Source organism: Rothia sp. HC945 (assembly GCF_051370785.1).
Classification (GTDB): Bacteria; Actinomycetota; Actinomycetes; order Actinomycetales; family Micrococcaceae; genus Rothia.
On the sequence record NZ_JBFCSN010000002.1, the window covers coordinates 206,292 to 218,937 of the forward strand.

The window sequence follows — 12,646 nt, forward strand, 5'->3', positions numbered from 1 at the left end:
ACGCATCTTGCCTGCTCGTTCGTTCGGAGCGGTAATACAGGCGTCGGCGTCCTAAACTGGCGGTATGGCTGAAAATACAGAATTCCGCATCGAACACGACACCATGGGTGAAGTCCGCGTCCCCGCCGACGCACTGTACCGCGCGCAGACCCAGCGTGCCGTACAGAACTTCCCGATCTCCGGCAAGACTCTGGAGCCGGCCCACATCGCCGCGCTCGCGCGCGTCAAGAAAGCCGCGGCCCAGGCGAACCTGGAACTCGACGTCCTGGATCGTGACCGGGCAGAGGCCATCCGCAACGCCGCGGACGAAGTCATCTCCCACGAGTACGACGCCCACTTCCCGATCGACGTGTTCCAGACCGGCTCCGGCACCTCCTCCAACATGAACACCAACGAGGTCCTGGCGACCTTGGCAACACGTGCCCTCGAGTCCCAGGACATCGAGGTCCACCCGAACGATCACGTCAATGCCTCGCAGTCCTCCAACGACGTTTTCCCGACCTCGGTGCACGTGGCCGTGACGGGCGCCCTCATCAATGATTTGAAGCCCGCCCTCGACCAGTTGGCCACCGCGCTCGAGAAGAAGGCCGAAGAGTTCAAGGACGTCGTCAAGTCCGGTCGCACCCACCTCATGGACGCCACCCCCGTCACCCTCGGGCAGGAATTCTCCGGGTACGCCGCACAGATTCGTTACGGAATCGAACGCATCGATGCGGCCCTCCCCCGCGTCGCGGAGGTACCCCTCGGCGGCACGGCAGTCGGAACCGGCATCAACACTCCGGACGGCTTCTCGGCCCGCGTGATCGAATTGCTCGCGGAAGAGACGGGCCTGCCCCTGACCGAGGCGCGCAACCACTTCGAGGCCCAGGCGAACCGCGACGGCCTCGTGGAGGCGTCCGGGCAGTTGCGGACCATCGCGTACTCGCTCATGAAGATGTGCAACGACATCCGGTGGATGGGCTCCGGCCCCAACACCGGCCTGGGAGAACTTCGCATTCCGGATCTGCAGCCCGGCTCGTCGATCATGCCCGGCAAGGTCAATCCCGTGATCTGCGAGGCCGTCATCCAGGTTGCGGCCCAGGTCATCGGCAACGACACCGCCGTCGCGCTGTCCTCGACCAATGGTGCTTTCGAACTCAACGTCGGCATCCCCGTCATGGCCGCGAACCTGCTGGAGTCGATTCGTCTGCTCAGCAACTCCACCCAGGTCATGGCCGAGAAGATGATCGATGGGCTGGAGGCCAACGAAGAGCGTGCCCGCTTCCTGGCCGAGGCATCACCGTCGACCGTGACGCCCATGAACAAGCTCATCGGTTACGAGGCCGCGGCGAAGATCGCCAAGCACGCGGTGGCGCACAAGACCACCGTGCGCGATGCCGTTGTCGAACTCGGCTACGTCGAACGCGGCGAGGTGACCGAGGAGCAGCTCGACGAGGCGCTCGACGTGACCAAGATGCTCGGCAACAACTAGGCTCCAAGACACGCGCCTTTGCGCGCGACCCGGCCGGCGCCGTCGTGAACTTCCCACTTCCCACGACGACGCCGGCCCTTTGTCGTCTGTGCCCACCTGCACGCGTAGTCATAAATCACAGACCATCCGATTGCACGACCGGTCGAGCAGTGCAAAAATACACTTTGTGACAGAAAGTGAATCTTCGGACAAGGATTCCAGGACCGAAGGGCTCCGGGAACGCAAACGCCAAGAAACGCGTCGCTCGATCCACGAAGCATGCCTCGATCTCACCGAGGAGCACGGACTCAACGGATTCACCGTCGACGAGGCCGCCGCCCGGGCAGGCATCTCGCGCAGGACGTTCTTCAACTACTTCTCGAGCAAGGAAGACGCGATCTTCGACCTGGAGGGCGAGGCCATCCAGGACAGCTACCGGGAGAAGTACCTGGCGGGGGCGTACCGATCGCCCGACAGCTCGGTGGTTGGCGAGATCATCGCGTTGCGTGCGGACATCGAGCGATCTCGTTTGGACTCCGAGCGGCCTGCGCTGATGCGTCGTATCCGTACCGTCCTGACCGAGAATCCCAAACTGATCGACCATTTCGTCAAACGGGCCGAAGCCAACTTCCAGGAGCGTTCGGAGCTTCTCAGGCAGCGCCATCCACACCTGACGGACGCGGAGCGCGCGATCGCGCTCAAGACCGTCGAAGCGGTCCACCACATTTACATAGAACATCTGGCCGACACCGCGGGATACGGACCGGACCAGCTCATCCAGACCTACAACGACGTCGCCCGCATGGGTTTCCTCCCCATGGACGACGCGACGAATAAGACCTCACAGGAGACACAGTGACCAGTACCTCCGCGCAGAGCGCGGCCCCGGCGGCGGGCAGGACGTCGCGACGCGATCAGAAACTGACGAATGCCGACGGCAAGTTCCTGCTGACCAAACGGCGGATTTGGACCATCTTCGCCGCACTTCTGGTGGCCATGTTCCTGGCCTCCATGGACCAGACCATCGTGTCGACGGCCCTTCCGACCATTGTCGGCGACCTGGGCGGAGTCGAACACCAGACCTGGGTCACCACGGCCTATCTGCTCGCCTCGACCCTGGTCATGCCGATCTACGGCAAATTCGGCGACACCTTGGGGCGACGCAATCTCTTCCTGATCGCGCTGGTGATCTTCACCGGGGCGTCTCTCGTCATTTCCCTCGCCACGAGCTTCTGGTTCTTCGTGATCTTCCGCGCTATCCAGGGCCTGGGTGGCGGCGGGCTGATGATCCTCGCCCAGGCGATCATTGGTGACATCATCCCCGCCAAGGAACGCGGCCGGTACATGGGTGTCATGGGGTCGGTCTTCGGCATGTCTGCCGTGATTGCTCCCCTGCTCGGCGGCTTCTTCGTCGACCACCTGAGCTGGCAGTGGTGCTTCTATGTCAACGTGCCGCTCGGGGTTCTCGCCCTGCTCGTGGCAATCGTTTTCCTGCGTCTGCCGTCGCATCGGCCGGAGAACCGGATCGACATTCTGGGCGTCATCTTCCTCTCGATCACCACAACATGCCTGATCTTCTTCACCGACTTCGGCGGATCGGACAGCCACGGTTGGCAGGCGATGGAGACCTGGATGTGGGGCGCCGGAGCGCTTCTGGCCGGGGTCGTCTTCGTGCTGACCGAGTCCAGGGCGAGCGACCCCATCATTCCGCTCTCCCTGTTCACGAACCGCATCTTCATCGTGGCCACCGCCATCGGGTTCTTCCTCGGCATGTGCATGTTCGCGGCCCTCGCATTCATCCCGACCTTCCTGCAGATGTCCACAGGAACCTCCGCCGCGGCCTCGGGCCTGCTCATGCTCCCGATGATGGCCGGTCTGATGCTGACCTCGATCGTCTCCGGAAATCTGATCTCGAAGACCGGGAAATACAAGGCCTACCCCATCGTGGGTACTCTGGTGACCTCCATGGTCATGGTCTGGATGACCACGTTGAGCGCCGACACCCCGGTGTGGGTCGTCTGCTCGATGCTGTTCTGCTTCGGATTCGGACTCGGGCTGATCATGCAGGTGGTCGTCCTGGTCGTACAGAACTCGGTTCCGTTCACCCAGTTGGGCACGGCGACGAGTGCGAACAACTACTTCCGCGAGATGGGGTCCTCGGTGGGCGTGGCCATCTTCGGGGCCATGTTCACCTCTCACCTGTCGACCAAGTTGACCGACGTCTTCAACTCGCTACCGCCGCAGGCCGCACAGGCAGCGGCCGCTCAGGGCGGAGGAGCCGACTCGGCGTCGTCGTTGACCCCGCAAATGCTCGATGACATGCCCGATTTCCTCAGGGACGGAATCGTCACGGCCTACGCCGATTCCTTGGCACCGGTGTTCTGGTACCTGTTGCCGTTCATGGCTCTGGCCTTCGTCCTGGCGTTCTTCCTCAAGGAAATCCCGCTCCGTTCGGTATCAGGCATGGTCGCTCGTGGCGAAGCCGTCGACGGCGAGGAGGCGGAAGCCGCCTACCAGCAGTTGGCCACGGGAGGCTTCCCCGTCGTGACGGCGTCGCAGCCGATCATCCACTCCTCCGACGACGACGCTCGTGCCGATGATCCGGAGGGGCAACCGGCAAATGCTTCGACGGAAGCCGATGGTTCGGACGCGAAGGTTCGCGATTCGCACGCGGACGCCGATGGTCGAGCCGACGCCTCCGACGGTTCGGTCGGGTACCGGCCGCGCCACGCCGCTCCGGCCGAGCAGAGCGAGCACCACTCAGGGTAGGAGGAGCGTCCTGGCCGCTCCTTCACCTCCCTGACCGTCGCCTCCGTGGGGGCGGGGGCGACGGCGGGGGCCTTTGGGCGGGGGCTGTGGCCTGCGGGTGCCGGGGGCGCGGACACACCTCACCTCACAGTGGGGCCTGACGTTGGTGCTGATTCTGGTTCCGGTTCTGGTGCGGACCTTCCGTATGGGGCCGATGTACGGTTCCGTGGTGGTTGCCCGATTCAGAGGGGGTTGCCGGCACGAAAACCTGGACGGACGCGGAGATTGGGCGGAAGTTCGGTGGCGGTTACCCGCTGGCGTGGCGTTTCCCTGCGTTGGGTGGCGGTTAAACCGCCTCCTCATAGGGGCAAACGCCTCCGATTCGGGTAACCCCCACGCAAAATTGCACCGCCAGAGCAACCCACCAGCGCGCGACGTCGTCGGGACCCTGGACGTGGCAACTACGTGCAGTATTCCGCGCGAAAGGCGCACGTGATTGCCACCTCGCACCACCGGGCCGCACGTGATTGCCACCTCGCGCCCCGTGGGTCGGACGCTCGGCCAGCAGCCAGACCGCCGGCTGACGCCCCGAGCATCACCACGATGGCTCCGGTTCACATCCCCCTGTGATTCCACACTCAAGCGCGGAAAAAGCGGAATAGTGCGTTTTGGGCCCTGGTTGAATTGTGCAGAAGCGTGATTGAGTTAGGTCGAATCCGATCGACAAGGAATCGAGGAACAGTGAAACTCGCAGAACAGATCGTGAAACAGCTGATCGAGGCCGGTGTTCACCGCATTTACGGCATCGTCGGGGACTCTCTGAACCCGATCGTGGACGCCGTGCGCGCCACGGGCGGTGCACGAAAGGGCGGTATCGACTGGGTTCACGTGCGCCACGAGGAAGCCGCCGCATTCGCTGCCGGCGCCGAGGCGCAGCTGACCGGTGAGCTCGCGGTGTGTGCGGGTTCCTGCGGTCCGGGCAACCTGCACCTCATTAACGGACTCTTCGACGCCAACCGCTCGCAGGCCCCCGTGCTTGCCATCGCTTCCCACATTCCCAGTGCACAGATCGGTCAGGGTTACTTCCAGGAGACCCACCCGGACCGCCTGTTCGAACAGTGCAGCGTCTACAACGAACTCGTCTCCACAACCGATCAGGCTCCGCGGGTCTTCTCGACCGCCATTCGCTACGCCGTCGGTCGTTCGGGCGTCTCCGTGGTGACGCTCCCAGGTGATCTTGCCGATGAGGACGCATCGGTCGACGCTCCCGCCATCGGCACCCTGCGCCGCTCGCCCAAGGTGCCTTCCGAGGCGACGATCGCGGAATTCGCCGCCGAGGTGAACAAGGCGTCCAAGATCGCACTGTTCGTCGGTGCCGGTGCCAAGGGCGCTCACGACACCGTGGTCGAATTCGCCGACAAGGTCGCGGCCCCCATCGGGCACTCGCTCCGTGGCAAGGACTTCATCCAGTACGACAACCCGTTCGACGTCGGAATGACCGGTCTTCTGGGGTACGGCGCGGCCGCCGAGGGCATCCACGACGCCGACCTGATGATCATGCTCGGCACGGACTTCCCCTACGACCAGTTCCTGCCGGACACCAAGACCATTCAGGTCGACATCGCGCCGGAGCACATGGGTCGCCGCACCGACGTCGACCTGCAAATCGAGGGCAGTGTCCTCGAAACGCTGGAGAAGCTCCTCCCGTTGGTCGAACGGAAGAAGGACCGCAAGTTCCTCGAGAAGCTGCTCAAGCGCCACGACACGATCATGAACAAGGCCGTCGGCGCGTACACGCGCAACGTGGAGAAGCACAAGCCAATCCACCCGGAGTATGCGGCCTCGTTGCTTGACCAGGTCGCCGACGACGACGCGATCTTCACCGCAGACACCGGCATGTGCAACGTCTGGTCCGCTCGGTACATCAACCCGCTCGGAACCCGGCGCCTGCTCGGATCGTACCTCCACGGCTCGATGGCGAATGCCTTGCCGCAGGCCGTCGGCGCGCAGGTCGCATTCCCGAATCGTCAGGTCATCTCGATGTCCGGCGACGGCGGTCTCTCGATGCTGATGGGTGAGCTCGCGACCGCGTCCATGTACCAGCTGCCCCTGAACATCGTGGTCTTCAACAACTCCACGCTGGGTATGGTCAAGATGGAAATGATGATGGACGGTCTCCAGGACTTCGGCGTGGACGTTCCGGACATCAACTACGCCGATGTGGCCAAGGCCATGGGCTTCCACGGGGTACGGGTGACCGATCCCAAGAAACTGCAGAAGGCCTACGAAGACGCTCTGGCGCACAAGGGCCCGAGCGTCATCGAGATCATCACTGATCCGCAGGCCCTGTCGATCCCGCCGCAGATCAACAACAGCATGGTCTTCGGATTCGCGACGGCAATGTCCAAGATCGTGTTCAACCGCGGTGCGGGCGAGGCCGTGTCGATGGCACGCTCGAACATGCGCAACATCAACGCGCTGAGGTAGCCCCCTCAGAAAGCGCACAGTCCCGGTCGGCAACCGAGTTCATTCTCGGGGGGCGGCCGGGATTTCGTGTGTTCGGGACGCCGTCATCGGGTACGCTTCTCCCTCAACGGTAGGCGCGTCGCTCCCCGAGCAGCGAGGACTCGGCCCCGCCCGTCTCCCTACGTCTCGGCCAGCGTATCGATCTGAGCGCGCACGATGGCCAGAGCCTCCTCCTCGGCGGCGGGATCCACCAGCAGATGCAGCGCCAGGCCGTCGACCAGCGCGTGAAGCGTCGCGCCCCGACGCTGGTCGCCCTGCCCCGCCAGGGCATCCTCGAAACTCACGGCGTTTCCCCTCACCCGCTCGGCCAGCCGGACGCAGGCCGCCCGCAGGGCCCGGGTCGCATCGTCGCGGATGCCCTGCAGTTCCGGTAAGGCCGGAGTCTCGGCGATCAGGGCGAGGTTGACCTCGAGCTCGGCACGCCGCTGTGCGTCCAACGGCAAGAACTGGGAGAGGATTGCCACGACGTCGGTGCGCTCGTCGCCGGTCCTTTGGAGGCCGGCCACACGGTCAGAGACTTTGTCGATCATGAGCCGGGCGGAGAATTCGATCAATTCTGCACGGGTGGGAAATACGTGTCGCAGGGAACCTACCGCGACGCCGGCCGCTTCGGCGACCGTACGCACCGAGACCGCTCCAATGCCCTTCTCGACGATGGTGTCCCACACGGCTGCGGCCAGCTGTTCCTTGCGAGCTTGCACATCGATTCTCTTCGGCACGTTCCCGATGGTAGTACATATGTGCTACTTTCTGGGTGGTACGGGTGTACCACCACAGGGGAACCGTGTCCTTGGCCATCATCATCGCCTGCGAGACCGGGTTTTGGGTGTTTCTCCTGTCCGGCCCGGCGCTGCGGTATCTTGCGCGCCGACCCGCATGGGGTCCGGCGCTCGTCGCCATGGCTCCTCTCGTGGGCCTGGACCTGCTGGGTGCAAACGTCGTGGACCTGCGTTCCCGCGGCCATGCCGCCTCCGCCCACGCCCTGTCCGCCTTCTCCATCGGATTCTCCGTGGCCTACGGTCAACGGCTGATCACCTGGGCCGACCGGAAGTTCGCCCGTCGTCATCGACCTCATCATCACGATCAGTTACACCATCTGGCCTCCTCGGGCACCTCGTGCGGAAGAGAGCGGGGAGAGGTCCCCCGACGGTCAGGTATCCAGCCCATCGAGCGAGAACCATGTCCTTCCCGAGAATGAGGATGCCGACCGCAACCGGTCGAGCATGCGGTCGTTCATCGGTGGCAGGTCGTCGAGATCAGCCCACATCATGTCGGTCGATTCTTCATCGTTCACCCGTGCCTCGCCGGAGACGTATCGGCACCGGAAGGTCAGGTCGAGAAACTGCGCCTGGTCCCCGTTGGGAAAGGTTTGCGGCGGGTTGGCCTTGACCGAGGCCAGTCCCTCGACCTGGATCACGACGCCGGCTTCCTCCTCCGCCTCGCGCACGGCCGTCACCGCGGGTTCCTCCCCCGGATCGACAATGCCGGTGATCGGGGTCCAGGCGCCGTTGTCGGACCGACGGCACAGCAGCACCTGACCGACTTCGTTGAACACCACGGCCGTGACGCCCGGCATCCACAGGGGGTCGTGCCCGATCTTCTCGCGCAGGGACAGAATGAATTCCGGTGTGGGCATGGGTACGCACTCCTTGGGCGGCGACGTCGGCATTCGTGCCCACCTTACCCGCGGGAGGCCACGTCAGGTCGGCGGCAGAGCGAGCCAGACCAGGGTCGAGCATCCGCTCATCCATGGACCCATCGCGATGCGATCGTGGGGCCGGGCACGGCGACTGAGCACGAGGAACGTACCCCAGGCCCCGCACGCGCCGAATGTCAGCACCACGGCCGCCACCGCGTGGACCGGCGACACGAAACCGCAGGCCGCCCCAAGGACAGGCGCCAGGCGGACGTCTCCCCTGCCGAGCCAGGCCGGCGACAGGGCCCTGACCGTGCCATAGAGAAGTCTCGTCCCCAGTGCCCCGGCCGCCGAGGTCAGCACACGAGCAGGCTCTCCCCCGCACAGCGCGGAAGCGGGCAGGCCAATGCCCAGGACCAGCGACAACTGGTGAACCCATACCCGGGGCAACCGGTGGTGAAGGACGTCGACCAGGCTCAGCCTGGCGACGGAAACCAAGTACATGATCACGCAGGCCGATCCCAGGGAGGCCGGCAGGACGCCGTGCGCCCCTTCGTGCCACCATGAGCCGATCAGCGCGACCACGGGTCTACGAGCCGAAGCGGCGTTGCCGTCCTGCATAGTCGCGCAGCGCGCGGAGGAAGTCCACCCGCCTGAAATCGGGCCAGAGCGCCTCGCAGAAATAGAATTCGCTGTATGCGGACTGCCACACCATGAATCCGGACAGCCGTTGCTCCCCCGAAGTGCGAATCACCAGGTCAGGATCCGGTTGACCGCGAGTGTAGAGGTAACTGGAAATATCATCCGCGGTGAGGCTTTCGGCCACATCGGAGATGTCGCGGCCTTCCCGCGCAGCATCGCTCAGGAGTTCGCGGACCGAGTCGACGATTTCCTGCCGTCCGCCGTAGCCGACCGCGATGTTCACGTGCAGGCCCTCGACGTCGGCGGTCTGCTCAGTCACGCTCGCCACCGTCTCCGGAAGCCCGTCAGGGAGAAGGTTCAGTGCCCCGACCGGCTGGAGCCGTGCGATCCTGCTTTTCCCGAGTTCACGCAGCAGATCGTCGATCACTCCGACGAGGTCACCGAGTTCGGAAGCGGGGCGCTTCAAGTTCTCGGTCGAGAGCATGTAGAGCGTGACCACGTCGATACCGAGTTCACGACACCACCCGAGGAACTCGATGATCCTCTCGGCACCCTTCTGATGACCGTGTTTGGTGGTCTGGCCCATGAGGGCCGCCCACCGGCGGTTCCCGTCCACCATCACTCCGACGTGGTGCGGCAAGCGCTCGGAAGGGATCGAAGCCGCCAGGTTGCGCTCGTACACGCTGTACAGAGGCTTGACTAGCTTCATAATGGTCCTTTGTCCGAGGCGGCATATGCTGGGATCCCTTGCCACGGGGATAATTGGGCGGAGTCCCTTGGTGACTTAACCGTACCTTCTCCTGATGGGCTCCGAGATCCGTGTCCACAGCCTCACAGGTGGTTCGCAACCGTTCCTCATAGACTGCATATCACCAGCCCGCTCCTGAAAGGACCCCAGCAGCCATGGATTCCTCGCACCGTTCCACCGTGCGGTCGGCCACGGACAAAGCCGGGGGCGTCGCCAATACGACGGCCGAACGGTTCCATGAAGCCGTTGAGCGCAAGCCCTTGTGGCGGGGGCTGCTCCATTCCTCGTTCGCCCCGGTGGCCTTCGCGGCCGGCATCGTCCTGATCGTTCTCGCAGGCGGAGGCGCCCGCTCGGCCGCATGCGCCGTCTTCGCCCTGACCAGCGTGGTCCTCTTCGGCGTCTCGGGGATGTACCACCGTGGCTACTGGCGGGACAGGGCACGGATGTTCTTCAAGAGACTGGACCATTCCAATATTTCTCTCGTCATCGCGGGGACGTACACACCGTTGGCCGTCACGATGCTCAGTCCGCCGAAATCGGTGATTCTGCTCTGGACCATTTGGGGATGTGCGCTGTTGCTCGTCGTGTTCCGCGTGTTCTGGACCGGCGCTCCGAGGATGCTCTACACCCCGTTGTACGTGGTGATGGGCCTCATGGCGCTGTTCTTCCTCGGAGACTTCTGGTCCGTGAGCCCCGTGGCCACGCTCCTGATCTGCGCAGGGGGCGTTTTCTACATTGCCGGCGCGGTCTTCTATGCGTTCAAACGACCGGTGCTCTCTCCCAGGGTCTTCGGGTTCCACGAGCTGTTCCACGCATGCACGATCTTGGGATTCGCGAGTCACTACACCGGCGTGGTGTTCTCCTTGTACGCCTGATTCGCGTGCGCCACGCGGGCTCGTGTCAGTCCGTCGGGGTGCGGCCCGTGCTGTTCGCGGCGTCGTCGTGCGGTGAATCGTCGGCCGAGTCATCACGCGCCGAAACATCCTGGGCGGGGCCCGCGGTGTGAGTCTCGGAAGCGTCGCCGGATCGGTCACCGTGTGTTGCCGCCTCGCTCTCTGCGGCTTCGCGTTCCTTTTGCTCACGAGCCATGGCGTAGTCGAATCGGTTCTTCAGCCGCCGCTGGCGTCGGGTGTGGTCGAGCGCCACGAAGATGATGAGCACCGCCAGCAGAAGGGTCAGCAGAAAGCCAATGACCCCCGGCGAGACCTGGTTGGCGTCAAGACCGGGCTTGAGGCTCGGGGACTCACCGTCGGCGAGAATCCCTGCGGTTGCGTTGAGAACGGTGTGGCTGACGAGCATCATGCGGTCTGGTCATTTCCTCTGCGAGTCTCCGGTGTCTGGCGGTAGTCGATGCCCTCGGCGAAGTCGTACTCCGGGAGATTCGCCTCGACCCTGCTTGCGGCCAGTACGTAGTCCTCGTACGGCCAGATTTCGCGCTGGAGGTCGTTGCTGACGGCAAAGAAGAAACCGTCCGGGTCGACCTGTGACACGTGGGACTTCAAGGCTTGGTCACGCACGTCGAAGCAGTCTGCGCACGGAATGCGGGTCGTGGTCTGGTGGCGGGACACCGGCGGCGCTCCTTCGGGCTCCGACTCGGCGAACCGGGCGATGCGTTCGGCGAACGGCGAGTGCATACCTCGCGCTTCCAGGGCCTCATGCAGTGCTTTGAACCGATCGACGTCGAAGGCACGGTCGTAGTAGAGCTTGAGCGGTTCCCACGCGTCCCCCTCGGCGATGTAACGGCGCGGGTCGCCCGAGGCCTCCCACGCCTCAGCAGCGACCTTGTGGGCCATGATGTGGTCGGGATGCGGATACCCGCCGTTCTCGTCGTAGGCCAAGATGACGTGCGGGCGGAATTCCCGAACGATGCGAACCAGCGGCGCAGCGGCACGCTCGAGCGGGGTCTTCGCAAAGCAACCCCAGGGCAGAGGCGGCAAGGGATCGCCCTCGGGCAGTCCGGAGTCCATGAATCCCAGCCACCGGTGCTCCACGCCGAGCGCCTCGCGGGCTCCCGCCATCTCTCGGTGACGCAGCCCGGCCAGGTCCCAATGCGACCTTCGGTTTTCTTCGACGCCGGGGTTGAGAATCGATCCGCGCTCCCCGCCGGTGCACGAGACAACCATCACGCGGGCGCCACGCCGGGCATAAGCTGCCATCGACGCCGCACCTTTGCTGGATTCGTCGTCGGGATGGGCGTGAACCGCAAGGATCCTCAGGCCCGTGCAGTCCGACTCGAGCTGGTGCTGCACCGAGCCCGTCGGTTGCGTCGCGTCGGATTCCTGAGCGCTTGTCACGTACTGACACCTCATTCTTTTCGATACAGTAGAGAGTAATTCCCGGCCGCCGTTCGCCGCGCTCCACGTCCGTGTGCGCGCCGGCCGAACGGTCCCGCAGACTATGAACAGGTTCGTCGAAAATTGACCACTACCACTCTAGACCAGCGTTACGGCAAGGGCCGTTCTGCGCGTCACCTCTCCAAACGCACGTGGTGGGCCGTTGCGGCCCTTGCAGTGGTCGTGTGCATGGCGTTCGTCGCATGGCTGGCCTACGGCAATTCCCACGCACCCTCCTACAAGGAGGTCAGCTTCGACGATTCGCGGGCCGACTCGGTGACCATGGACTTCGAGCTGACCAAGGACGATGACGAGACCGTGACCTGCGCGATCCAGGCCCTGAATGACCAGCACGCAATCGTCGGGTGGAAAGAAATCACCGTCGGCAAGGTCCCCGCGGACCAGCTCAACAACGACACGTCGTCCCATCGGGTCAACCTGCGCACCACGTCCCAAGCGCACACCGCGACCGTGGAATCCTGCTGGTCAGCGGACTAAGTCGGCAGGTTTTCAGTTCCGTACGTCACTAGCTACAATGGAACCTTGACGTCTCCCGCCACGGG

At 64.2% G+C, this 12,646-nt stretch carries 12 protein-coding genes; 6 read left to right on the forward strand and 6 right to left on the reverse strand.

What is annotated here, in order from left to right; translation table 11 throughout:
• Window positions 1–64: 64 nt before the first annotated feature.
• The 4 genes from AB0Y14_RS09485 to AB0Y14_RS09500 all read left to right on the forward strand — a co-directional run bounded on the left by AB0Y14_RS09485 (window position 65) and on the right by AB0Y14_RS09500 (window position 6,685).
• Window positions 65–1,471: a class II fumarate hydratase gene (locus AB0Y14_RS09485; RefSeq protein WP_436589016.1), complete on the forward strand. Its 1,407-nt coding sequence runs from the start codon at window positions 65–67 to the stop codon at window positions 1,469–1,471.
• Window positions 1,472–1,637: 166 nt separating this feature from the next.
• Window positions 1,638–2,309, forward strand: coding sequence for a TetR/AcrR family transcriptional regulator (locus tag AB0Y14_RS09490; RefSeq protein ID WP_436589017.1), 672 nt, complete (start codon window positions 1,638–1,640; stop codon window positions 2,307–2,309).
• Between the two features lie 62 nt (window positions 2,310–2,371).
• The gene (locus AB0Y14_RS09495; RefSeq protein WP_436589124.1) at window positions 2,372–4,219 is read left to right on the forward strand and encodes an MDR family MFS transporter; all 1,848 of its coding nucleotides are present in this window, start codon (window positions 2,372–2,374) and stop codon (window positions 4,217–4,219) included.
• 720 nt (window positions 4,220–4,939) lie between these two features.
• A complete protein-coding gene (locus AB0Y14_RS09500) occupies window positions 4,940–6,685 on the forward strand; it encodes a pyruvate dehydrogenase (RefSeq protein ID WP_436589018.1) in 1,746 nt (581 codons plus the stop codon).
• Window positions 6,686–6,843: 158 nt separating this feature from the next.
• Here AB0Y14_RS09500 and AB0Y14_RS09505 read toward each other — a convergent pair whose 3' ends face one another.
• From AB0Y14_RS09505 to AB0Y14_RS09520, 4 genes are all read right to left on the reverse strand, one after another.
• Window positions 6,844–7,443, reverse strand: a complete 600-nt coding sequence (locus AB0Y14_RS09505) for a TetR/AcrR family transcriptional regulator (RefSeq protein ID WP_436589019.1) — start codon at window positions 7,441–7,443, stop codon at window positions 6,844–6,846.
• 431 nt (window positions 7,444–7,874) lie between these two features.
• The gene (locus AB0Y14_RS09510; RefSeq protein WP_436589020.1) at window positions 7,875–8,360 is read right to left on the reverse strand and encodes an NUDIX hydrolase; all 486 of its coding nucleotides are present in this window, start codon (window positions 8,358–8,360) and stop codon (window positions 7,875–7,877) included.
• Between the two features lie 63 nt (window positions 8,361–8,423).
• Window positions 8,424–8,981, reverse strand: coding sequence for a prepilin peptidase (locus tag AB0Y14_RS09515; protein WP_436589021.1), 558 nt, complete (start codon window positions 8,979–8,981; stop codon window positions 8,424–8,426).
• The gene (locus tag AB0Y14_RS09520; protein WP_436589022.1) at window positions 8,950–9,711 is read right to left on the reverse strand and encodes an isoprenyl transferase; all 762 of its coding nucleotides are present in this window, start codon (window positions 9,709–9,711) and stop codon (window positions 8,950–8,952) included. The genes AB0Y14_RS09515 and AB0Y14_RS09520 overlap by 32 nt, the downstream gene beginning before the upstream one ends.
• A gap of 194 nt (window positions 9,712–9,905) precedes the next feature.
• Here AB0Y14_RS09520 and trhA point away from each other — a divergent pair, with 194 nt between their 5' ends.
• Complete coding sequence (trhA, locus tag AB0Y14_RS09525; RefSeq protein WP_436589023.1) at window positions 9,906–10,625, forward strand: PAQR family membrane homeostasis protein TrhA; 720 nt, start codon at window positions 9,906–9,908, stop codon at window positions 10,623–10,625.
• A 25-nt stretch (window positions 10,626–10,650) separates the two neighbouring features.
• On the opposite strand, the gene AB0Y14_RS09530 is transcribed toward trhA, so the two are convergent.
• Both AB0Y14_RS09530 and mca read right to left on the reverse strand, forming a co-directional pair.
• Window positions 10,651–11,052, reverse strand: a complete 402-nt coding sequence (locus AB0Y14_RS09530; protein WP_436589024.1) for a hypothetical protein — start codon at window positions 11,050–11,052, stop codon at window positions 10,651–10,653.
• Window positions 11,049–11,999 carry a mycothiol conjugate amidase Mca gene (gene mca / locus AB0Y14_RS09535; protein ID WP_436589125.1) on the reverse strand — a complete coding sequence of 317 codons (951 nt, stop codon included), beginning with the start codon at window positions 11,997–11,999 and terminating at the stop codon, window positions 11,049–11,051. The genes AB0Y14_RS09530 and mca overlap by 4 nt, the downstream gene beginning before the upstream one ends.
• A gap of 168 nt (window positions 12,000–12,167) precedes the next feature.
• On the opposite strand from mca, the gene AB0Y14_RS09540 reads away from it, so the two are divergent.
• Window positions 12,168–12,581: a DUF4307 domain-containing protein gene (locus AB0Y14_RS09540; protein ID WP_436589025.1), complete on the forward strand. Its 414-nt coding sequence runs from the start codon at window positions 12,168–12,170 to the stop codon at window positions 12,579–12,581.
• Window positions 12,582–12,646 lie beyond the last annotated feature (65 nt).

What these genes read in the sequence shown, in the direction of transcription:
- trhA (WP_436589023.1), top strand. Translation starts at nt 9,906, where the DNA reads ATGGATTCCTCGCACCGTTCCACCGTGCGGTCGGCCACGGACAAAGCC.
- AB0Y14_RS09485 (WP_436589016.1), top strand. Translation starts at nt 65, where the DNA reads ATGGCTGAAAATACAGAATTCCGCATCGAACACGACACCATGGGTGAA.
- AB0Y14_RS09510 (WP_436589020.1), bottom strand. Translation starts at nt 8,360, where the DNA reads ATGCCCACACCGGAATTCATTCTGTCCCTGCGCGAGAAGATCGGGCAC.
- AB0Y14_RS09530 (WP_436589024.1), bottom strand. Translation starts at nt 11,052, where the DNA reads ATGATGCTCGTCAGCCACACCGTTCTCAACGCAACCGCAGGGATTCTC.
- AB0Y14_RS09520 (WP_436589022.1), bottom strand. Translation starts at nt 9,711, where the DNA reads ATGAAGCTAGTCAAGCCTCTGTACAGCGTGTACGAGCGCAACCTGGCG.
- AB0Y14_RS09515 (WP_436589021.1), bottom strand. Translation starts at nt 8,981, where the DNA reads ATGCAGGACGGCAACGCCGCTTCGGCTCGTAGACCCGTGGTCGCGCTG.